Here is a 20,478-nt window from a genome sequence, read left to right on the forward strand (position 1 = left end):
GGCCATGCCGCACGCCCTGTTGGACGGCGCCGAACAGGTCTTCGAAACGTGTTGGGGGAGACCCGTCACCCCGGCATTCGCGGTTCTTGCCAGTTCATTCCCGGCCTCCACACGATCTTAGGAAATCTCTTTCAATTCAATGACTTGTGCCACTCGCTCGAGTGGCGCCGGGACCTGGCACGCCTTTCGCTATATGTCCATCGAGCGCAAACCAAATGCCTCAACCCAAACCACTTACTACTTACTACTTCAGGAGAATCACCATGAAAACCTTGATCATCACCGACCTGGCCCGCACCGAAGAACTCGACCGCAGCGCGATGACGCTGGTCCGCGGCGGCTTCAAGATGGGCACGCCCGGCTACCCGCACGGCGACGTCAGCTATGCCCCGAAATTCGACTCGTCGATCACGGCCACGCAGAACCTGGCGCAGATGCAGGAAGTCATGCTGGCCACTGCCAACGGTTCGGCTTTCGTCCACGGCGTGCATGTGAACAGCGACGTTGACCAGGACGGCCAAAACAAGATCGTGCGCCGGTCCTGATCTGTCCAGAAATCATTGACCCATTTACGTATTGATCAATTCAAGGAGCATTACCATGAAAACCCTGACCATCAAAGACCTGGCCCGTACCGAACAACTCGACAGCCGCGCCATGGCCGGCGTGCGCGGCGGCTGGAGCACGAAGGCGCCCTCCTACAAGTTTGGCGACCTGAGCTACGCCCCGAGCCACGACTCGTCGATCACCGCCACCCAGAACCTGCTGCAGCAACAGAGCGTGGCCCTGGCCACCGCCAACGGCTCGGCGTTCGTGCACGGCGTGCATGTGAAGAGCGACGTCGACCAGGACGGCCGCAACACGATCGTCGGCTAAGCGCGGGGAGACAGACATGTCATCCATCGCCATTTCCGACCTGGCCCACAACGCCGAACTGGACCGCCGTGCAATGTCGGCCGTCCGCGGCGGCAGCGGGTTCGGCAAGGACGTCAACGTCAATGTCGACGTGAACCAGCAGATCGGGCAGTTCCAGCAGATCGGCATCAACGTCCTGAACAACAACGGCGTGATCGGGGCCGGTTTCAAGGGCCCGGACATCGATGTCGCCGCCGCACTGTGGGCGGAGAACAAGGTGGTATTCTGATCACACCGCACCGCAGTTTCACCCTCCATCCCAGCAATGGGATGGAGGTCGTTAACACTTGCCGTACCAAGGAGGCACCATGGCCACCATCGTCATCAACGATTTAACCGAAAGTACCGAACTCGATCGCAGCGCAATGCTCGCGATCGCCGGCGGCGCGCGCTTTCGCGCCGGCGCAACGGCCGTCGTGCGGCCTGCCGCGCCCAAGGTCCGTTTGTTCGAGCTCGCACCCGCCACCGCCAGGCAGCCCGCGGCCAGGCCGCCAGCGCGCTGACCGCGCGTTGCGCACCCAACCGCCCGGTCGCAAGCCGGACGGTTTTTTTTTCGTCCGTCCGCTGAGCGCTACGGTGCGGTGTTGGGCCAGGGCCGACACCTTCCGCCAGGCTGTTGCCCCTGCCCCGACGCTTTGCGGCCGGCGGACGCCCTCTCCCCTCGTAGCGCCATGTCCGAAAGAGCTGGCACGCCTCGTGCTGTATTGACGTCGCGGGCGAAACGAAACGCGCCGCCTTTTTCGACATTAACCATCCAGGGGGAACATCATGAACATCCACAAGCACATGGAAGCCATCTTCGTCGTCACGCTGGTCGTCGTCAGCACCGGCACCTTCGCGCTCGACAGCGTTCGGGAAGCGGACGCGGAACGATCGACGTCCGTCGCACGCGACGGCGCGGCGGCCGACCCGAGGGCGATAGTCGTGCGCGCACCCACGCTGCCGCAGCGTGCCTGATGCCGCTACACGCCACCCAACGCCACCCCACGCCACCCATCGAAGTTTCGCCCAAGTTGGCCTACACTGGGGATACCGGTCCGCTCTCCCCAGTGTCAACCTCCTTATCGAGCACGGAGACCCATCATGTCCAGCCTAACGATCCACGACCTTCCATCCAGTACGCCCCTGGACCGCAAGGCGATGTCGGCCATCCGCGGCGCCGGCGCGCCCTGGGTGTTTGGATGGATCCGGCCCTATGTCGACCTGGCGCCAAGCGAACGCCCGGTAATCAACTTCTTCCAAATCAATAATTTCGCGGAGCAGATGATCAATCAGTTCCAGACGGTGTCGGTGAGTAATTCCGGCGCCAACGCCACGCTCAATGTGACCGTGGACGAGAGCAGCGTGAACAATGCACTGACGGCGGCTGGGATGTGAATTAACCTGGACGATGCGATGGGTGTTGACAGCGGATTGCGCTGGACTTGCGCGGCGCGCACGGACGTCGGCCTGGTGCGCAGCCGTAACGAGGATGCGTATCTCGCGCAGCCGGAGCGCGGCCTGTGGGCCGTGGCGGACGGCATGGGCGGCCACGCCTTCGGCGACGTCGCCAGCCGCGCCGTGGTCGATGCGCTTGCCAGCCTGCCGCCGGGCGGCACGGTGGCAGACGCCATTGAAGAAGCGCGCCAGCGGCTGCACGGCGTGAATGAGGACTTGCGGGCGCAAGCGCGCGCGCGCCAGGTGCCCGTGATCGGGAGCACCGTCGCCGCCCTGCTCGTCCGCGGCATGGAGGCTGCCTGCCTGTGGGCCGGCGACAGCCGGATCTACCTGTACCGCCAGGCCCGCCTGCAGCAGCTCACGCGCGACCACAGCCAGCTCGAAGCGCTCAAGGCGCGCGGCGCTGACATGGCGGCAAGCATGGCCAGTCCCAACATGATCACGCGCGCAGTCGGCGCGGCCGAGGCGATCGATGTCGACGCGGTGACGCTCACGGTACGCGATGGCGACATGTTCCTCTTGTGCAGCGACGGTCTCAGCAATCCGGTCGAGGAGCCCGCGCTGATGACCGCGCTGGCGCCCGGAGACTGCGCCAGGGCGGCCGACGAGCTGGTCGCGCTGGCGCTGGCCAGTGGCGGACGCGACAACATCACGGTGATCGTGGTGCGGGTCGACGACATGTCGAGCGACAAGACAATCGTTAACCCGGCGATCATCAACCCTTCGCTGTGATGTGCAGGGTCGAGCGTCAGGTGCTCCTAATGCTTGCGGAAATCCTTCGAGTGCAAGCCATGCTTTTTGAGCAGGATCTGCAGGTGCGAGCGGTTCATGTCCCAGCGCCGCGCGAGCTCGGCTACCGTGCCGCCAACTTCCTGCAGGCCGCGCTCCAGGCAACTGCGTTCGGCCTCATCGCTGGCAAGCCGCTTCGCCTCGGCCAGTGTGATCTCGGCGGCAGGTGCCGGCGCTTTCGGCGCCGCAATGGCCCCGGCTCCGACCTCCTGCCGGATATCTTCCGGCAGGTGCGACAGGTCCGCCGTCTCGCCGGCCAGGCAGGAAAGCCGGTACATGATGTTGCGCAGTTCCCGGATGTTGCCTGGATACGAATAGGCCATCAGGAAGGCGCGCAGGCGCGGTGTCAAGGTCACCGGCCGGCGCTTGAGGGCCTCGGCCGACTCGTCGCCGTAATACGCAACCAGGAGCGGTATCTCGTCCTTGCGGTCGCGCAGCGGCGGCAGCGTCACGTGGATCACGCTGAGCCGGTAGAACAGGTCTTCGCGGAAGGTCCCCTGCTCGATGAGCCGGCGCAGGTTCTTGTTGGTGGCGGCGACGATGCGCGCATCCACGGAGATGGTCTCGTCGGAACCGACGCGCTGGATCTCGTGCGACTGCAAGACGCGCAGCAGCTTGACCTGCCCGGGCAGGGGCAGTTCGCCGATCTCGTCCAAAAAGATCGTCCCCTTGTGCGCGCTTTCGAATTTCCCCTTGCGGTCGTTGGCGGCGCCCGTGAAGGCGCCCTTCTTGTGGCCGAACAGTTCCGACTCGAGCAGGCTGTCGGGAATCGCGCCGCAATTGACCGAGATATAGGGCTTGTCGGCGCGCGCCCCGTTGGCATGGATGACCTTGGCCATCAGTTCCTTGCCGGTGCCGCTCTCGCCATCGACCAGCACCGGCAGGTCGGTCGGCGCCGCCTTTTCCGCGATCTCCAGGGCGTCGAGCAGCTTCGGGTTATCGCCGAAGGTGCCTTCGAACACGAAGCTGCGCGCCAGCAGCGCCTGGCGCCGTTCGCCGGCCGCCCGTTCGACAGGCGGCAGCTCGGCCGGCGTTTCGGCGCGCCGGTCGCCCGCAGTTTCCGCACCCAAGGCCTGCACGAAGCGCTCCTTGTGCGACAGGCCCATGACTTCGTCGCGCAGCGTATTGGCCTGGCGCAGCAGCTTCTCGACCTCCGGCCGTTCGATCCTGCTTGCCCAGCGCAGCGTCGAACGCATGATCTCGATCTTCTCGAGCAGCGCCGCGTAGGACATCGCCGATCCGCGCTCGCCACCGGGGTTGTAGAGTTTCATGAGTCTAATCCTGCGCCCAATTGCTTCTGCACCAGTTCGTAATACATGCCGCGGCGCGCGAGGAGTTCCTCGTGGCGCCCTTGCTCGACGATCTTCCCTTCGTACAGCACGACGATCTTGTCGGCCCGCATGATCGTACTGAGCCGGTGGGCGATGATGACCGCCGTGCGTCCAGCCAGGATCGCCTCCATGTTGGCCATGATGTTGCTCTCCGACTGGGTGTCCAGCGCCGAGGTGGCTTCGTCGAAGACCAGCAGGCGCGGGTCGTGGTACAGGGCGCGCGCGATGCACAGCCGCTGCACCTGGCCGCCCGACAGGCCCACACCCCGCTCGCCCACCACCTGCTCGTAACCGAGCGGCATCTTCGCGATGAAGGCGTGGGCGTCGGCCATCTTCGCCACTTCCTCGATGCGGCGCCGGTCGGGGCTGTCGTCGCCGCTGGCGATGTTCTCGGCGATCGTGCCCGAAAACAGCAGATTGCTCTGCATGACATAGCCCACCTGCGCCCGGTAGTAATCCTTGTCGATGGCGCCCATCTCGTAGCCGTCGACAAAGATTTTCCCCTCGACGGGCGGATAGAAGCCCACCAGCAGTTTTGCCAGCGTCGTCTTGCCCGAACCGCTGCGCCCGACGATGGCCACCAGCTCGCCTGGTTTGATGTCGATGCTGATGTCTTCCAGCACCCAGGGCGTGTCTTCGCCGCCGTAGCGGAAGTACACGCGCTCGAGCCTCAGTTCCCCCTGCAGGTCGGGCAGTACCACGCGCGAGGCCAGGTCCGCCGGTTTCTGCTCGGGCTCGATGTCGAGCACGTCCCCCAGGCGTTCCATGGCAACCGTCGCATCGGCCATCCGGCTCCACAGGCCGACCAGGCCCATCAGCGGCCCGAGTACGCTGCCCATCAGGGCGTTGAAGGCCATCAACTGGCCGATCGTCAGCTCGCGCGCGAGCACCAGGGTCGCGCCGGCCCACAGGATCACGATCGTGGTGGCCGAATTGAGGACCTGGCTGGCCAGCCCGACGAGGATGTTGAAGGATTGCGACCGGTACTGGACTTCCAGCGCCTTGACGTATTTCTTTTCCCATTTCAGGCGCACCGGGCGCTCGCTGCCCATCCCCTTGATGGTTTCGATGCCGCCCAGCGCTTCCATCAGGAAGGCCTGGGCGTCGGTGGAGGCAGTGAAGACCTCGCGCGCGTAGTCCTTGATTTTCGGCGTCACCAGCACGGTGAGCGCGATGATCGGGATGACGAACCCGATCAGCAGCAGGGTCAGCTTCACGTTGTAGAAGAACAGGATCGTGAAGTAAATAAAGACCATCAGCAGGTTCAGCAGCGTCGTCACCGTCGACTCGGTGAGGAAGGCGCGAATCGTCTGGTTTTCCGAAAACCGCGCGAGGATGTCGCCCGTCTTGCGCTTGGCGAAGAAGGAATACGGCAGCGACATCGTATGCTTGAAGAACTGCGCCATCATCGAAAAGTCGAGGTTGCGCACCATGTAGTTCGACAGGTAGGCGCGCAGCGTCGACATGACCTGGCTGAACACGGTGGAAATGACCAGGCCCAGGATCAGCAGGTGCAGCAGGCCGAGGTTCTGGTGCACCAGCACGCCGTCGAGGATGTTCTGGATGATCAGCGGCGGCACGATGCCGAGCATCTGGATGACAAACGTCGCGAGGAACAGGTGCAGCAGGATTTTCCTGTAGGGCTGCAGGTAGCCCACGAAGCGCAGCCAGGGCGAGCGCGCAACGTCCAGTTGCGCCAGCTGCTGGCCAGGCGTGAACACGAGGCAGGTGCCGCTCCAGCCGCGTTCGAACTCCTCGGTGCTCATCTTGCGGAAACCCACCGCCGGGTCGGCCACCCAGACCCCGTTCGGCGAGACGCCGTAGACGACGACATAGTGGTAGCCCTCCCAGTGCACGATGAAGGGCAGCTCGAAGCCGAGCAGCGCATCAAAAGTGCATTGGACACCGCGCGCGCCAAAACCCAACGCTTCGCCGGCGCGCGCCAGGCTGTCGAGCGTTGCCCCCTGCGTGGTGACGTTGGCCAGTTCGCGCAGTTTGCCGAGCGTGATGTTGATGCCGTAGTGACGGCACAGCATGGCCAGGCAGGCCGCGCCGCAATCCATTTCTTCGGCCTGTTCGACCCAAGCGAAGCGCTTGATGATTTTTTCGCCGGCCTTCGGCGTCGATGCCAGGTCGAGGATGACGGGACGCCGGCGGCGTTCGGCCAGCCGTTTCTGGCGCTGCAGCTCGCGCTCGAAAAAGCGCACCCGGTCCTCGATCACCTCGCGGAATTTGGCATTGCGCTCGAGGATGAAATGCGCCCACTTTTCCGGGATGACGAGCAGCACCGCGTCGGTCGCGGCAACGACCTGCGCAGGTTGCTGCTGGCGCATGAGGCAGGCTTTCTCGCCGAAAATCTCCCCCGGACCGAGGGTAGCCAGCAGATACTCGTCACCCGCATCGTGCACCACCACGCGCACCTGCCCCTGGCGCACCACGTACAGGCGGCGGTCGTCGCGCGCGTCCTGCTTCAGGATCTCCTTGCCGGCACCGACGCGCTTGACGCCGACGCTGCGCACGAACTCGTCGAGCTCGGGTTTGCTGACCTTGCCGCGCAGGTCGAACAGGCGCGCCACGAGCCCGCCGGCCGAGCTGATGGCCACGTAGTTGTTGATGAATTCGAGTGCCGCGGGGTTGCGGGCGAGGACCGGCTCGATCGCGGCGCGGGGGATGAACCACAACTCCGTCTTCAGGGCGGCACGCGCCGACAGTTCGTGGCGCCAGGGGCGCAGCATGGCGATCTCGGCGAATACCTCGCCCGCCTTGCGCACCCCCATGCTGGTTTCCTTGCCGTGTTCCTCGCTGAACACGCGTACCGACCCCGACTTGACGACATACAGGCCCTCGGCCGCGTCGCCGGCGCTGCAGACGGTGTCCCCGAAAGCGAACACGCGTTTTTCAGCCGCCTCGGCCAGCTGCTCCAGTTCCTCTGGCGTGAAGCTCGAGAGGATTTCAACCGACGACAGGAAGTCGGCGGAAGTCTGCCGTTGCGCTGTGGAGGATTCCATCTGGCGTGTGGCCGGCCGCCCTAGCGCGCGGGACAGGTTTCGATGATGTGTTCCTGCGCCCGCGCCGCCAGCCATTCCTCGCGCAGCAGGCGCCGCACCTCGACTGCCGTCTCATCGTCGAGCGCCGCCGGATGCCGGGCGTTGACGACGAAGATCTCGTACAGGGACCGGTCCGGCGATGGAAACGGCCCCAGCAGGTCGCCGGCGGCGGCGCTGAAGACGCGCGCCTCGAGGTCGGGCCTGAGCGAACCGCGCAGCACCTTGCCAATCACCCCGCCGTTCTCGCGCGCGTCGCCCACTGAATGTTCCTCCACCATCTCGGCGAAGCTGTCCGGATCGTCGCTGAGGGCCGACATCATTTCCTTCGCCTTGCCTTCTGAATCGAGCACGATATGGCTGATGTCGACGCTGTCGAACTTCGGCGAATTGAGTTTGAAATACTGGTCGACCGCCTTGTCGCTGCAGACCTGCGCCATCATTTTTTCGTGGTACAGCTCTTCGGTCACGTAGTCTTCGAATTCGTCCAGGCTGATCCCGAGCGCGTCGAGGTAATGGTTCATGTCGGCGGCACGGTGCAGTCCCTGGATGCGGCGGAACTGGTCGGCACGCTCCTGGATCTCTTCATGCGCGAGCACCAGCCCCTGCTTCTTCGCAGCAAGCACCGTCAGTTTCTCGCGCACCAGCTGCTCGACAAGTGCTTCGAACTGCCCGGTGAGCTTCAGGGTCCGGATGAAGTAGTCGGTGTCGATCACCTCATCGTCGATGCGCACAATCCCAGCCATGAATTCTCCTTGCACCCTACTTGTTGTAGCAGCCCGGCGAACGGATTTCAATGCCGCCGCTCTTTATCGTGGGACTTCCCTGCGCCGGATTTGTTCCATGCGCATCCCTGCCACCGGCATGAGGCCCGCCGCGGCGGGCCTCATGCCGGCTAGACGACCCGGACGCCGATGTCGCCCTTGAAGATCGCCATGTCCAGCGCAAAATCGTCGACCACCCCGCCGGGCTGGCCGTCGACCAGGACGGAGATGAGCCGGCCTCCCTGCACCCGTTTCATTTCCTCTCGCGACAGCGAACGGACTTCGGTGCCGGTGCTGCATGCCGAGCCGTGCGGGACCGGCAGATCCTTGATGACCAGGGTTTTCATGATCGTGCTCCTTAAGACAGATGAAGGTGAAGGGAATGAGCGCCATGTGTGCGCACCCTATGCTCCATGCATGGAATGTGCCAGGGTTCGAGCGCAACTCCATCACGATCAAGGATGCTCGGGGGAAGTCGGCGAGCGGCGAACTTGAAGACTTTTCTGAGTGGACTGGAAGTTGTATTTGAAACGACAGGTTGACCAATTTGGTTGGGCGCGACCCAACATCGCCATGATGCAGGACGTCCAACCGACGTTCCAGCTTGCTGGAACAATCACACAGCACTTACACTGCGCCGTTCTGGGGGCTACATCCGACCTATTGTGGTGAAAAAGTCCGACGGCAACAGTTTTAGGACGCCTTAGGGGTTCAACACCTTCGAGATCGTTCGATAGCAACTGTTCTGATCAGTCGAGCCTGCCAGGGTTTCTATCCAGCGTTCAACTTAGCCAAGTTTTTCACCACAATAGGCCAGGAGCGGACTTATTATTTTATGAATTCAGTGCCTGGATAAAGTGGAAGTTCAGCTTAGCAGCATCCCCAGCGTCAAACGCTGCTTGGCAAGCGGATCGCCTTGTTCGGCAGATTTCCGATACCAGCGAAGTGCTTCGTCGAGATTAGCCTCGACCCCATCGCCAATTTCGTGACGCCTGCCCAGATCGAACTGTGCGTGCGCGTGCCCCAATTCGGCGGCGCTGCGTAGCACGATCAAGGCCTTCCCGCGGTCGGCATCGGTCTTTGCCGTAGAAAATAGAAGAAGACTAAGGTGATAGCGTGCGGAGACGTTGCCTCTACCTCCAGCGACGGCCGCGGCGCGCATTGCGCGAAGCATGCCCGGGTCGTCGGTGCACCCCCAAATATAGGTAACGCTCACCCAGAGATTGGCAGCCTTGTCGATGTCGCCAGGCCGTTGGAACGCGCATTTGGACAATGCAAGGGTCGCTGCGCGGTCCAGGTGGCGCGAACCGCTGGAATTCAGTACCACGGCATCCACAACCGCGCCATCGCCCCCCACGAGAAAGCCGAGCAGGCTAATCCCGTCTTCTGAAGCCTTCATGGCTCGTTCCGGGTATTCGGGACGTTCGCAGGTGTCGAATTTGGCGAGCAGCTTTGCATCGATAGCGCCCACAGGTATCGCCATACATGACAAGGCCGCAAGCAAGACCAGGCAACTCGGAACAGAAATCATTAGAATAACTTTGTTAATAAAACCCAACTTTAAATATCAATAGCGGTTTTTTAACGCTGGCAGTTTGCAACACAGCGGTTAATTCTGAATGACTGTCTCGTTCCCGTAAATAATCAACCGCACGGTCGGGTGGCTTACCATGAGGCAGTCGATGAATGGAAGCCCGTATCTGGCAGCGCATTCATAAGGCAGGCTTGCGCCGGCTCCGTGAGCAAGACCAGATCCTGTGGGATCGAGCCGGCATTAACGCTGCCAGCATTCCGTCGCCTTGTGGATGCGAACATGCCGCATGTCGAAGCGATCCCGGCTGTCAAAAGCCTGTCGGGCCGCCGTTCACATGCACGTACCTGTCCCTGAGGTTTTTAAGGGTGCCCAGACGGCGGGTATCCGTCCAGTAACGCTCTCTCATGCGACCTGCCGCTGTCCTTCTTGTAGGAAGCACCAAAAAATGTGGCAAGATGAGCGGCGAACCAGGAGCACGCCATGAGCCAGATCACCCACCTTGTCGGCAGTCGCACCCATACCTTCACCAGCCTGCGCGAGCTGCTGGCCAAAGCCTCCCCCGCGCGCTCCGGCGACTACCTGGCAGGTGTCGCGGCCGGCAGCGCCGAGGAACGGGTCGCGGCGCAGATGGCGCTGGCCGACCTGCCGCTGACGACCTTCCTGAACGAGGCCGTGGTGCCCTACGAGCTGGACGAGGTCACCCGCCTGATCATGGACAGCCACGATGCGGCGGCCTTCGCCCCCATCCGACACCTGACCGTCGGCGGCCTGCGCGACTGGCTGCTCGGCGACGCGGCCGACGACGCTATGCTGTCCCGGATCGCCCCCGGCATCACGCCGGAGATGGCGGCCGCCGTCTCGAAGATCATGCGCATCCAGGACATGGTGCTCGTCGCCCGCAAGTGCCGCGTCCTCACGCGTTTCCGGGGCACCATCGGCCTGCCCGGCACGCTGTCGACCCGCCTGCAGCCGAACCACCCGCTGGACGACGCGTCCGGCATCGCGGCGAGTTTGTTCGACGGCCTGATGTACGGCAGCGGCGACGCCGTCATCGGCATCAACCCGGCCACCGACAACGTGGCGCAGGTGATCAAGCTGGTCACGATGCTGGACGATATCATCAGCCGCTACGCGATCCCGACCCAGTCGTGCGTGCTGACCCATGTCACGAATACGATGGCCGCCATCGAACGCGGCGCGCCGGTCGACCTCGTATTCCAGTCGATAGCCGGCACCCAGGCCGCAAACGCCAGCTTCGGCATCGACCTGGCCCAGCTGGGTGAAGCACGGGCGGCTGCCCTGTCGCTCGGGCGCGGCACGCTGGGCGACAATGTCATGTACTTCGAGACCGGCCAGGGCAGCGCGTTGTCAAGCAATGCGCATCACGGCCTCGACCAGCAGACAGCTGAAGCGCGGGCCTATGCGGTGGCCCGCGCCTATCAACCGCTGCTGGTCAATTCCGTGGTCGGCTTCATGGGGCCGGAATACCTGTACGACGGCAAGCAGATCATTCGCGCCGGCCTGGAAGACCACTTCTGCGCCAAGCTGCTCGGCCTGCCGATGGGGGTCGACGTGTGCTACACCAACCATGCCGAAGCCGACCAGGACGACATGGACGTGCTGCTGACGATGCTGGGCGCCGCCGGCTGCACCTTCGTGATGGGCGTGCCCGGCGCGGACGACATCATGCTGAACTACCAGACCACGTCCTTCCACGACGCCCTGTATGCGCGGCGTGCGCTCGGCCTGCAGCCGGCGCCGGAATTCCACGCCTGGCTGCGCGGCCTGGGTATTTTTACGGACAACGCGCGGGCGACGCTGGGCGGCGCGGTGCCGGCGCCGTTCCAGCGCGCGCTGCTCCAGCTTCCCTGAAGGAGACAACATGGCGGACATCACGACCGAACTTGATCCTGATTCAAATGCCGACCCCTGGCAGGCCTTGCGCCAGTTCACCGCCGCCCGCATCGCGCTCGGGCACAGCGGGGTCAGCCAGCGCACGAGCGCCCAGCTCGACTTCCAGCTGGCCCACGCCCGGGCGCGCGACGCCGTGCACCAGGCCCTGGATACCGCCAGCCTCGCGCGCGCGCTCGGGGCGGCGTGGCCGGAGGTACCTTCCCCCCTGCTGCTGCACAGCGCGGCGGCGGACCGCAACGTCTACCTGCAACGTCCCGATCTCGGCCGCAGGCTCGATGACGCTTCGCGCGCGCGGCTCCGCGCCGACCGCGGCGGCGAAAGGGGATACGACCTGTCGATCGTCGTCGCGGATGGCCTAAGCGCGCTCGGCATCGAGCAGAACGCCACCCCCTTGCTGCAGGCGCTGCGCGAACGGCTGTCGGCCGAGGCATGGACGCTCGCGCCCCTGGCCATTGTCGAGCAGGGCCGTGTGGCGATCGGCGACGAGGTCGGCGAACTGCTCGGTGCGCAGGTCGTTGTGGTCCTGATCGGCGAGCGGCCGGGCCTGAGCTCACCCGACAGCATGGGCCTGTACATCACCTGGGCGCCGCGCGTGGGCCTGACCGACGAGCGCCGCAACTGCATCTCGAACGTCCGGCCGGCCGGGCTGTCCATCGACGCCGCGGCGGGCAAGCTGCATTACTTGCTGGCCGAGGCGCGCAGGCGGCGGCTGACCGGCATCCATCTCAAGGACGAGACGATAGGTGTCGGCGCGCTCGCGCCTGCTGGCGGGCGCGCGTTCCTGCTTTAGAACGCCCGACAAGACCTCTCGACCTACCTCCAACAGATGAGCGAGCAGGCAAGCCAAAGGAAGGCCGATTCAATGTGATTTGCCGGTCTGTCGACCAGGAGCGGCCGCTCCCGTGCCGACCGGCTGCGATGAACCTTTTTGATCGAGCAACTGAACAATGCGAATAGAGGACATGGCGGGCCTTGGACCGAAATCCGCTTATATGCTCGCCCGTGCAGGTATTACTACAGAAAAAGAGCTACGGATAGCGGGTTCTGTTCAGGCGTTTATTGCCGTGAAACGGACAGGTCAGCCTGCGAGCCTGAACCTCTTATGGGCTCTGGAAGGCGCTCTTACGGGCCGACATTGGAAAGATGTTGCGAGAATCGAGAGAACGCGCCTGCTGATCGCTTTGGATCAGGCTGAACACATGGGTTAACTGGTGGTTTACCCGAACGTCCCGAATGGGCGGACAGCTTCCATACAATGATCGGCCGAGAACGGCCAGAAGGGGGCCGTTCCAAGCGTCGAGAAATCGGATTAGTGCAGAGGTGCACGATGGATTGCATGTCTGCTGCCGGCGGTCGCTCTGGCGCTCATCGGCATGCTTGCGGGCCATGCCTGGCTAGCTCCGTAGGTAGCTAGACTTGCATGGTGAGCCTGGCAACCAGCTTGCGCACGAGGGGCGCGACGATCGCGACAGTGGGAAACGCAACCGGCCAGGTGGTTAGACAACTGCGCACCCACTGCCCGGGAAGTCCGGGGTGCAGGCCCTGTGTATTAAGCAGTACGAACGCCGAGACGATACTGACCATGATTGCCGACAAGATGGCGCTGAAGAGAATTGGTGCGAAGCGGGCCTGAATTTGCATGGTGACTCTCCTGGTTGAAAATGATTAATGTGTTAGCCAGGCGCTGGCATACAGTCCAAGGCCGAACACTGCATGGGTGAAGACGCTTTGCAAGCGCGTAAAGGCCGGGCGCGGCGCCCTCGCGGCCGCGATGCCGGCCCCCATTCCAGGCTGCATCAAGAGAAACGGCGCCAGCACAGTGCTGATGCCAAACAACAGAGCCGGACCGATGGTGGGTTGGGCCAGCCAGCCTGGGCCCGTGACGGCCAGCAGTAGCGCGGCAAACACGATCCCGATCAGATAGTGGGCAATCCAGCCGATCACCGCCTCACCCGGATACCGCGCAGCCGCAGCGATCGACTTGTGCAGGAACCGGCCCCGCGTCATGTGCCCCAGCCAGCGCCCAAGGTGTCCATAGTTCGGCCGGGGCACGCCAAGCAACAGTTGGCGGACAACGGCCCATACGTCGACTGTCCAAGTGGCGCCCACACCCATGACGAGTACTGCGAATGTCAGTTCCATGATCTCCCCACCGGTTTGCGTTTGTCATGCAGTACTGGTAGCGTACGACTTCAAGTCAACTTGAAGTCAAGGGAAATATCATGGACATTGGGGAAGTGGCGCGGCGTTCCGGAATATCGACCTCGGCACTGCGGTTTTATGAGGAGAAGGGTTTGATCAGTTCGGTTGGAAGACGGGGCCTGCGCCGGTTGTTCGGCAATGATGTACTGCAGCGGCTGGCCCTGATCAGGCTGGGCCGTACCGCCGGTTTTTCATTGGACGAGATTGCAACGATGTTCGGGCCCGATGGTGGCCCGCAGATAGACCGCGGCATGCTCAGCAGCAAAGCGGATGAACTCGATGTCACCATCCACAAGCTTACCGCCATGCGCGACGGGTTGCGCCACGCTGCCGCCTGTCCGGCGCCGACTCACATGGAATGTCCCACCTTCCAGCGCCTGCTGGGGCTGAAGGGCGCTGCCAGACTCGATAGATGACCGTCCTGGCGCATCGACTCCCCTGCCAGCGGCGCAGCCGCGCACGCTGATGCAACCGCTCGAAGTCGCTGCGTCCAGGATTATCCTTCGGGCTCCTATCGCGTTCGCGTCAGCTTGAAGGGCCTTGACTCTATGTCACCTGACGGGCTGGGGCAACGGTTGGTACCGCCTGCAGCTTTGGCCCGCCTAAGGCCCCCGGCCCTGCTGCATTAACGGCCGCATGCGCGATACCCGGTCTTCTACCTGGATGGCTTCCCATCGTCACGCAGGCAGTGTTTGAACATTCCGGACATGTGTCTGGACGGACATCGGCGAGGCGAATTCGATACCGTCGGCATCCGTTTCCGAATATCGCCTTGCTGAAGGAAGGATGGAAGCATGTGAAACTCATCTTTCTTGTCGTCACCCAGATTGGTGGTGGAACGCTGACTGAGCTTGGCTGTGAAACAGCATGGGATGCGGAGCACACGGTAGGGGCGCGCTGTCTAGGAGGCAAATTTGTGAACCCAACACCAGCGTCGGAATCCTTGAGCGCCCCATTGTTCAGCTTGCGTCCGCTTCGGGCCGGAAGTCGAGGTCAGTTCGCCTCTCTCAGGCACGCCAAACTTCCCCATAAAGCAACAATTTCGGCAGACTGATGGCCTTATAACGTCCGCAAACGGCCCAGGCTGTGTAAAAACGCGAAACGAACGGCACGCTCGCAACACTCGACCTCTCACAACAGTCGCTACGGCGCTTTCTCAAGGTCTGGAATGGTAAAAAGATCCCTGAACACATTCGGATCTGGCGTTTTTACACAGCCTCGGCCAGAAGCGGACGTACTATTGATGCCCTAGGTTCAAAAAAGAAAAGGGTCCAAACGCGAACTGAAACGCCAAGCCATGGGTGTCGATTCGGATGCTTGCGCAACGAGCTTAATGATGCTTCGCGCGCAGGTCGTGCGTCGCTAAACGCCGGCCGCTTTTGGGCGCAAGCAAAGATTACAATTCAATGATGAGAACGCAGAAAAATATTGCAATTCTGATCAGCATCGCCCTGCTTGCTGGCAGTGGTAATCTCCCCTATGCCCAAACAGCGCTGGAATCTTGTTCGGCCGAAGCCCAGAAGTCCTTCTATCGCGACCTCTTCGTAAAGGATCAGAAACTGCGCGGGCCCATTGCAGCTGCAGAGTTCAACGTAGCAGGTCAAGACCGTCAAATGGAGTTGCGCCATCGACTTTTAGCACAGGACGTAGAGAACCAGGCGCAGCTCGACACGATCGTTGCAGCATGCGGTTGGCCTCAAGACGGACCCTTTATAGGCAGTAACCTTGAGGTGGCATTTCTCGTGATTCAGCATAGCTCAAGGGAATTCACAGAAACCTATAGAAGCCGAGTAGAAGCAGCCTTTGCAAAGGGCCTGATTCCGGAGCGTCAGATGAATGACTTTCGAAGGTACGTGGCATTGAAGAATCGCTGGAGCGAATAATCGCCGGACATGAGTAGCCGGATCCATCGGTCGCGGCCGGGAGCATTCGGCCAGAAGCTGCCTTTTTAGAACCCGCCTCATTTATCGATGAGCGCAACCCCCATGAAGAAGATTTCCTTGCACTTTTTTGCAGGTATGACGGCAACGTTGCTCTCTAGCCTTGTGCCGCGCGAGGTCGTCGCGCTGATACCAGCAAGCATGGACTGCGTTCAGGGGTGCACCTTTGTGGCCGGCGGTTTGCCTGTCGCATATCTAGTGGACCATCACGGAATCTCGCCTTCTGGCTCGGTATCGTTAACGATGGCATTCGTCGGCGCGGATCACATCCGAACTCCTAATCATGATGGGATTAAGAGGCAAACATGCAGAAATTGCCCAGCTTGAGGTATTTAGTTATGTCTAAAGTGATGGGAGCTTGGTTACTTATTGCGTGCGTGGGAATCATCCTGGTGCACGGCAACGCCCACGCTGATCAAAACAATTCACCTGTGCCAAATTGTCCTTTCATTCCGATGCCGGCAGACGGAAAAATCATTGCCGAACCTGGCGCAATTCTGCCAGGATTCGTGCTCTACCCGGCCACCATACCGGCGGGCTACTCTGGCTGTGCATATGCGTGGATGCTTGAACACGGGCCGGCAAAGCCCTTTTCGATAGCAAGTTTCAAAAAAGGGCGGCTGATCAGAGGGACTATTCCTGATTACGCTGATCAACCTGCTCCATGCAAGGTTCCCGTCGAAGATGACGATAACGAAGCCAGTTGCACAGAGTTCGTCCGCTTCTGGAATGATGCGCAAAAATACTTGTATAAGAAGGCTCTTGCTAAACCCATCTGATATTTGCATTTCGTCATTGACATATCAAGCATCATAAATTCGCTCCTGGCCGATGGCGAAACTATTGTAGCGTCCGCTTTTGACTGCGCATTCAACCGGTCGACGCAACACATTCATGAAATCGCTGCGCGGGTGTTTGGTAGTTGAGAGTTTTCCGTGGGCGCTCGTTCAGCAGCCTGGCTACGTCGTCCAGATTCTCCTGCGAGTACGTTGAGAGGTCCAGACCTTTTGGAAAATACTGCCTCAAGAGTCCGTTGGTGTTTTCGTTCGAGCCACGTTGCCAAGGCTGATGAGGATCGCAAAAATATACTTGGATATGGGTATCCAAAGTAAAGCGCTTGTGGTCAGCCATTTCCTTTCCGCGGTCCCATGTCAGTGATTTATAGAGCTCCTGTGGCAGCTTTCGTGCATTCAAGATGAGTGCATCAACGACCGACGCGGTGTCTTTGCCAGCAGTTTTCACAAGCATGACGTAACGTGTCTGGCGCTCGACTAAGGTGGCAATCTGGCTGTTGTGGCTACCAAAGAGAAGGTCACCTTCCCAGTGCCCGGGTACTGCTCGATCCTCAGCAGTGGCAGGACGTTCGCTGATCGATACCGTCCCATTAATCCTGCCGTGGTCGTCGGTCTTTTGTGTGTGATGGCGAGATCGGCGCATGTTTCGGCTGCGCCGCAAGTGCTCGAGTAATTCCTTTTTCAAAGCGCCTCGGGCCTGGATATACAGGCTACGATAGATCGTTTCGTGCGACACATGAAAGTCCTTATTACCCGTGTATGCCTGCTTTAGCCAACCAGCGATTTGCTCCGGCGACCATTGGAACTGCAGTTTGCCAGCTACGATGTCGGCCAGCTTCGGATTCACCACGAGCTTACACGGCTTGGGACGTCGCGCCCGATCCCAGGCACACTGGTCGGCCCGGGTTGCCCGGTAAGCTTCCAGGCCGCCATTTCGTCTGACCTCCCGACTGACTGTGGACGGAGCCCGTCCGAGAGCGGCAGCAATGGAGCGAATCGATTGGCCAGCCACTACTGCCCGTGATATTTCTTCGCGTTCAGCGAGCGTTAGCGCTAGTCGAGAGTGGCATCTTTGGGCTGGACGGATGCCACCTGTTTCCGCCAGAATCTGGATAACAGACGAGTGATTACGGTTGAACAGCTGGGCAATCTTTTGCAGAGAATCGCCTTGGCGCCGTCGCTCCCACATGAGCGCCTTTTGACTGTCTGTGTAGTAAATTCGAGGTCGCTGTTTCATGGGAACACTCCTCCATAAGGCTTAGAGTGTTGCGTTCACCAGTTGAATCCACGACCCAAAGCCGACATTCCGTTTCCGTTACCTGCAATTGGCCTGGCTTAAATCTGGTCGGCATCCTCGGCGAGTGTTCCAAGTGTCACATCTCGCATCCGCTCAAGCATAAATTTCTCTGTATCTTGGAATACGGCGCCCAATTTGGCTACTACTGCTTGCTCTACCGGACAGGTCTTATGGTCGACTGCCACGTTGATCGCTAATGCGGAAGGCGAGCCGAGCGCTTCATAGACCTCCCGGACGGTCACACCGTTGATAGCACGGGCAAGGGACCACCCGCCACCTGCACCCCCATCAGAAGTCACGAGTCCGGCCTGCTTCAACGGCGCCATGGTGCGACGAACAACGACAGGGTTCGTGCCCAGCATCAGGGCAATCGTCTCGGAAGTAGTCTTGCCGCCCCGTTTGTCCATATGTATCAGCACATGAAGCATGCGCGAGAGCCTACCGTCGTGTCTCATTCCTACCTCGCATTGTTGTTTTAAGAATCCGTAACACTATATGTTACGCCACTTGACCGCCTGAAATGCGCAACATATGATGTTACGCATTCTAAGTCAGGAGGATGATATGCAACGCAAGTCAGTTGACGTGAACGGTATTACGCTCTCGTATCTCGAAGCTGGCGAAGGCCCAGCGATACTGCTTTGCCATGGCTTTCCCGAAACGTCAAAATCATGGCACAAGCAAATGCCCGCGCTCGCTGCAGCTGGCTTCCGCGTCATTGCTCCAGACCTGCGTGGTTATGGGGAGTCGTCCTGCCCGGAATCAAGCGACTTGTACACGATATTTCATCTTGTTGGCGACTTGGTCGGCCTGATGGATGCCCTCTCGATCCAACGTACCGTAATCGTGGGCAACGATTGGGGCGCCTCGGTCGCATGGCAAATGTCACTCATGCGCCCAGACCGCATCCGCGGCGTCGTCGCATTTGGCGTGCCTTTGATGGCTCGTTCGCCTGTGCCTCCTACACAGATGTTCCCACGCACGAAAGAGGCGCTGTTCTACACCCTGTATTTCCAGGAACCTGGGCTAGCCGAGCGGGAACTCGAACGCGACGTGCCAACCACGTTGCGCAGGATTTACCATGCGGCATCGGGCGAGGCAGGACCGCGCCAAGCGGGAGACGGTACGCCCAATCCTTTCGGGATGGTTGTGCCCGAACACGGAATGCTGCAAGACCTTCCTGAGCCAGTTCTGCTGCCCGCATGGCTGTCCAGTGCCGACTTTAACGCGTACGCCGCTGCTTTCGCGCGTAGCGGCTTCCGTGGTGGGCTTAACTACTATCGCAACCTGGATCGTAACTGGCAGCTGCAAGCAAGTTTAGAAGGCGTGCGTGTCGAAGTGCCGGCGCTTTTCGCCATTGGCTCACGCGATGTCGGACTGTCGATCCCCGGAATGGATCACATCATTGCTGACATGTCCAAGCTAGCTCCGCGTCTGCGCCGCTGCCTCACCATCGACGGTGCAGGACACTGGATACAGCAGGAGCGCGCTGATGCGGTCAATTCGTTGATCCTGTCCTTTATGTCGACGTTGGATGACAGTACACATGCACTGGCCTAGGATCGCACTTCTATCAGGACGTAGGACGCTAAATCGTCTCTACAAGTCTGACGGCGAACGTCCGCTTCTGGCCGATCTCCGAAGTTCGCACGCGTCAGGATTCCGCGGCTACTCACCTGCCGACCTCAGTAAACCGCCGAATTCCTTTCTAAGTAGCGCCAGCTTCGGGTCGATATAGGTGGTGCAAAACGGGCCGCCGGCATTCTTTTCAGAATAGCGCTGAAAGCGCTCATCCGATGCTTTGAAAGTTCGAAAGGGCAGGATTCGGGTGACAAGAGGCGCATCGAATCCTGGCCCGACTTCTATCAGGACGCGCCGTGCAGCCTCGGCCTGGGCCTCGTCCATCACATAAACCGCGCTGCGATACTTCCGCCGCATGGAGTGGTTCGACGTGCTTGAATGCGTCCGCAAATGGATCTCGATTAAGGAACCAAGCGAGATTTTGTCTGGTTGAAAGGTGAGCAGCACGGCTTCGGAGAAATTGTCGTCGGGCGCGTCGGCCCGGATGAACCCCTGCTCCACGCGGATAACGCCGCGAAGAGCAGCGAACACGGCTTCAGTGCACCAATGGCAGCCTCCACCAAAGCCGATTCTCTGCACCTCAGCAGACATCAACGATTCACCTTGCGAAGTTGCATGGGTCATGACGGCACCCTCGCTTCCCCTTCGTGCGGGTGGAGCGTTCCAGATAGCTGAACGTGGGACACGGCTCCGCTATCGATGATCTTCAGACCAGGCAGTTCGGAACAGAATTGCTCTAATCGTTCTTGCACCATATGCATGACACTCCTAGATGAACGGCAGTCCTTACGTCCGCTCTTGGCTGCGCATTCAATCGGTCGACGCAACACATGCATGAAATCGTTGCGCAGGTGTTTCGTAGTTAAGTGTCTTCCGGGGCCGCTCGTTCAATTGCCTGGCCACTTCATCGAGCTTCTCCTGAGGATACGCCGAGAG

The 20,478-nt window shown here is 61.0% G+C and carries 24 protein-coding genes and 1 pseudogene; 14 read left to right on the plus strand and 11 right to left on the minus strand.

The genetic code is table 11. From position 1 onward, the window contains the following. Nucleotides 1–263 precede the first annotated feature (263 nt). The 7 genes from ACFPN5_RS11205 (at nucleotide 264) to ACFPN5_RS11235 (ending at nucleotide 3,084) form a co-directional block, all read left to right on the plus strand. Nucleotides 264–545 (plus strand): hypothetical protein, encoded by a 282-nt coding sequence (locus ACFPN5_RS11205; protein WP_379783177.1) that lies wholly within the window; start codon nucleotides 264–266, stop codon nucleotides 543–545. Between the two features lie 55 nt (nucleotides 546–600). Beyond that, a complete protein-coding gene (locus ACFPN5_RS11210; RefSeq protein WP_379783179.1) occupies nucleotides 601–876 on the plus strand; it encodes a hypothetical protein in 276 nt (91 codons plus the stop codon). Nucleotides 877–892: 16 nt separating this feature from the next. After that, nucleotides 893–1,144: a hypothetical protein gene (locus ACFPN5_RS11215; RefSeq protein ID WP_379783181.1), complete on the plus strand. Its 252-nt coding sequence runs from the start codon at nucleotides 893–895 to the stop codon at nucleotides 1,142–1,144. Nucleotides 1,145–1,223: 79 nt separating this feature from the next. Further along, a complete protein-coding gene (locus tag ACFPN5_RS11220) occupies nucleotides 1,224–1,418 on the plus strand; it encodes a hypothetical protein (RefSeq protein ID WP_379783183.1) in 195 nt (64 codons plus the stop codon). A 265-nt stretch (nucleotides 1,419–1,683) separates the two neighbouring features. Further along, nucleotides 1,684–1,872 (plus strand): hypothetical protein, encoded by a 189-nt coding sequence (locus tag ACFPN5_RS11225; protein ID WP_379783185.1) that lies wholly within the window; start codon nucleotides 1,684–1,686, stop codon nucleotides 1,870–1,872. A gap of 126 nt (nucleotides 1,873–1,998) precedes the next feature. Next, the gene (locus ACFPN5_RS11230; protein WP_379783187.1) at nucleotides 1,999–2,292 is read left to right on the plus strand and encodes a hypothetical protein; all 294 of its coding nucleotides are present in this window, start codon (nucleotides 1,999–2,001) and stop codon (nucleotides 2,290–2,292) included. An 18-nt stretch (nucleotides 2,293–2,310) separates the two neighbouring features. Beyond that, a complete protein-coding gene (locus ACFPN5_RS11235; RefSeq protein WP_379783189.1) occupies nucleotides 2,311–3,084 on the plus strand; it encodes a PP2C family protein-serine/threonine phosphatase in 774 nt (257 codons plus the stop codon). Nucleotides 3,085–3,110: 26 nt separating this feature from the next. Here ACFPN5_RS11235 and ACFPN5_RS11240 read toward each other — a convergent pair whose 3' ends face one another. The 5 genes from ACFPN5_RS11240 to ACFPN5_RS11260 all read right to left on the minus strand — a co-directional run bounded on the left by ACFPN5_RS11240 (nucleotide 3,111) and on the right by ACFPN5_RS11260 (nucleotide 9,751). Then, nucleotides 3,111–4,412, minus strand: coding sequence for a sigma-54 interaction domain-containing protein (locus ACFPN5_RS11240; protein ID WP_379783191.1), 1,302 nt, complete (start codon nucleotides 4,410–4,412; stop codon nucleotides 3,111–3,113). Then, nucleotides 4,409–7,480 carry a peptidase domain-containing ABC transporter gene (locus ACFPN5_RS11245; RefSeq protein ID WP_379783193.1) on the minus strand — a complete coding sequence of 1,024 codons (3,072 nt, stop codon included), beginning with the start codon at nucleotides 7,478–7,480 and terminating at the stop codon, nucleotides 4,409–4,411. The genes ACFPN5_RS11240 and ACFPN5_RS11245 overlap by 4 nt, the downstream gene beginning before the upstream one ends. 20 nt (nucleotides 7,481–7,500) lie before the next feature. After that, nucleotides 7,501–8,262, minus strand: a complete 762-nt coding sequence (locus ACFPN5_RS11250; RefSeq protein ID WP_379783195.1) for a peptidylprolyl isomerase — start codon at nucleotides 8,260–8,262, stop codon at nucleotides 7,501–7,503. A gap of 149 nt (nucleotides 8,263–8,411) precedes the next feature. Then, complete coding sequence (locus tag ACFPN5_RS11255; protein WP_379783197.1) at nucleotides 8,412–8,627, minus strand: hypothetical protein; 216 nt, start codon at nucleotides 8,625–8,627, stop codon at nucleotides 8,412–8,414. Between the two features lie 518 nt (nucleotides 8,628–9,145). Beyond that, entirely contained in the window at nucleotides 9,146–9,751 is a 606-nt protein-coding gene (locus ACFPN5_RS11260) for a TonB family protein (RefSeq protein WP_379783199.1), read from the minus strand. 543 nt (nucleotides 9,752–10,294) lie between these two features. Here ACFPN5_RS11260 and ACFPN5_RS11265 point away from each other — a divergent pair. The 3 genes from ACFPN5_RS11265 (at nucleotide 10,295) to ACFPN5_RS11275 (ending at nucleotide 12,936) form a co-directional block, all read left to right on the plus strand. Beyond that, nucleotides 10,295–11,686: an ethanolamine ammonia-lyase subunit EutB gene (locus ACFPN5_RS11265; protein WP_379783201.1), complete on the plus strand. Its 1,392-nt coding sequence runs from the start codon at nucleotides 10,295–10,297 to the stop codon at nucleotides 11,684–11,686. Nucleotides 11,687–11,696: 10 nt separating this feature from the next. After that, a complete protein-coding gene (gene eutC / locus ACFPN5_RS11270) occupies nucleotides 11,697–12,518 on the plus strand; it encodes an ethanolamine ammonia-lyase subunit EutC (RefSeq protein ID WP_379783203.1) in 822 nt (273 codons plus the stop codon). A gap of 157 nt (nucleotides 12,519–12,675) precedes the next feature. Beyond that, complete coding sequence (locus tag ACFPN5_RS11275) at nucleotides 12,676–12,936, plus strand: TfoX/Sxy family protein (protein ID WP_379783205.1); 261 nt, start codon at nucleotides 12,676–12,678, stop codon at nucleotides 12,934–12,936. 202 nt (nucleotides 12,937–13,138) lie between these two features. Here ACFPN5_RS11275 and ACFPN5_RS11280 read toward each other — a convergent pair whose 3' ends face one another. Together ACFPN5_RS11280 and ACFPN5_RS11285 are read right to left on the minus strand one after the other, a co-directional pair. After that, nucleotides 13,139–13,369, minus strand: a complete 231-nt coding sequence (locus tag ACFPN5_RS11280; protein ID WP_379783207.1) for a DUF2798 domain-containing protein — start codon at nucleotides 13,367–13,369, stop codon at nucleotides 13,139–13,141. 24 nt (nucleotides 13,370–13,393) lie between these two features. Further along, nucleotides 13,394–13,870 carry a DUF2938 domain-containing protein gene (locus ACFPN5_RS11285; RefSeq protein WP_379783209.1) on the minus strand — a complete coding sequence of 159 codons (477 nt, stop codon included), beginning with the start codon at nucleotides 13,868–13,870 and terminating at the stop codon, nucleotides 13,394–13,396. Nucleotides 13,871–13,950: 80 nt separating this feature from the next. On the opposite strand from ACFPN5_RS11285, the gene ACFPN5_RS11290 reads away from it, so the two are divergent. From ACFPN5_RS11290 to ACFPN5_RS11300, 3 genes are all read left to right on the plus strand, one after another. Continuing rightward, nucleotides 13,951–14,346: a helix-turn-helix domain-containing protein gene (locus ACFPN5_RS11290; protein ID WP_379783211.1), complete on the plus strand. Its 396-nt coding sequence runs from the start codon at nucleotides 13,951–13,953 to the stop codon at nucleotides 14,344–14,346. Nucleotides 14,347–15,336: 990 nt separating this feature from the next. Next, nucleotides 15,337–15,813, plus strand: coding sequence for a hypothetical protein (locus ACFPN5_RS11295; RefSeq protein ID WP_379783213.1), 477 nt, complete (start codon nucleotides 15,337–15,339; stop codon nucleotides 15,811–15,813). A gap of 362 nt (nucleotides 15,814–16,175) precedes the next feature. Next, nucleotides 16,176–16,649, plus strand: coding sequence for a hypothetical protein (locus ACFPN5_RS11300; protein WP_379783215.1), 474 nt, complete (start codon nucleotides 16,176–16,178; stop codon nucleotides 16,647–16,649). A 91-nt stretch (nucleotides 16,650–16,740) separates the two neighbouring features. Here ACFPN5_RS11300 and ACFPN5_RS11305 read toward each other — a convergent pair whose 3' ends face one another. Both ACFPN5_RS11305 and ACFPN5_RS11310 read right to left on the minus strand, forming a co-directional pair. Continuing rightward, nucleotides 16,741–17,901 (minus strand): IS30 family transposase, encoded by a 1,161-nt coding sequence (locus ACFPN5_RS11305; protein ID WP_379783217.1) that lies wholly within the window; start codon nucleotides 17,899–17,901, stop codon nucleotides 16,741–16,743. Between the two features lie 98 nt (nucleotides 17,902–17,999). After that, nucleotides 18,000–18,389 (minus strand): Rrf2 family transcriptional regulator, encoded by a 390-nt coding sequence (locus ACFPN5_RS11310; protein WP_379783219.1) that lies wholly within the window; start codon nucleotides 18,387–18,389, stop codon nucleotides 18,000–18,002. A 136-nt stretch (nucleotides 18,390–18,525) separates the two neighbouring features. Between ACFPN5_RS11310 and ACFPN5_RS11315 the strand changes: the two genes are divergently transcribed. Further along, nucleotides 18,526–19,521 carry an alpha/beta fold hydrolase gene (locus ACFPN5_RS11315; protein WP_379783221.1) on the plus strand — a complete coding sequence of 332 codons (996 nt, stop codon included), beginning with the start codon at nucleotides 18,526–18,528 and terminating at the stop codon, nucleotides 19,519–19,521. Between the two features lie 108 nt (nucleotides 19,522–19,629). Here ACFPN5_RS11315 and ACFPN5_RS11320 read toward each other — a convergent pair whose 3' ends face one another. Both ACFPN5_RS11320 and ACFPN5_RS11325 read right to left on the minus strand, forming a co-directional pair. Then, nucleotides 19,630–20,166 carry a peptide-methionine (S)-S-oxide reductase gene (locus ACFPN5_RS11320; RefSeq protein WP_379783223.1) on the minus strand — a complete coding sequence of 179 codons (537 nt, stop codon included), beginning with the start codon at nucleotides 20,164–20,166 and terminating at the stop codon, nucleotides 19,630–19,632. 186 nt (nucleotides 20,167–20,352) lie between these two features. Then, nucleotides 20,353–20,478: pseudogene (locus ACFPN5_RS11325) on the minus strand (IS30 family transposase); the annotation flags it as partial.

This window comes from Massilia niabensis, from assembly GCF_042655085.1.
GTDB lineage: Bacteria > Pseudomonadota > Gammaproteobacteria > Burkholderiales > Burkholderiaceae_D > Telluria > Telluria niabensis.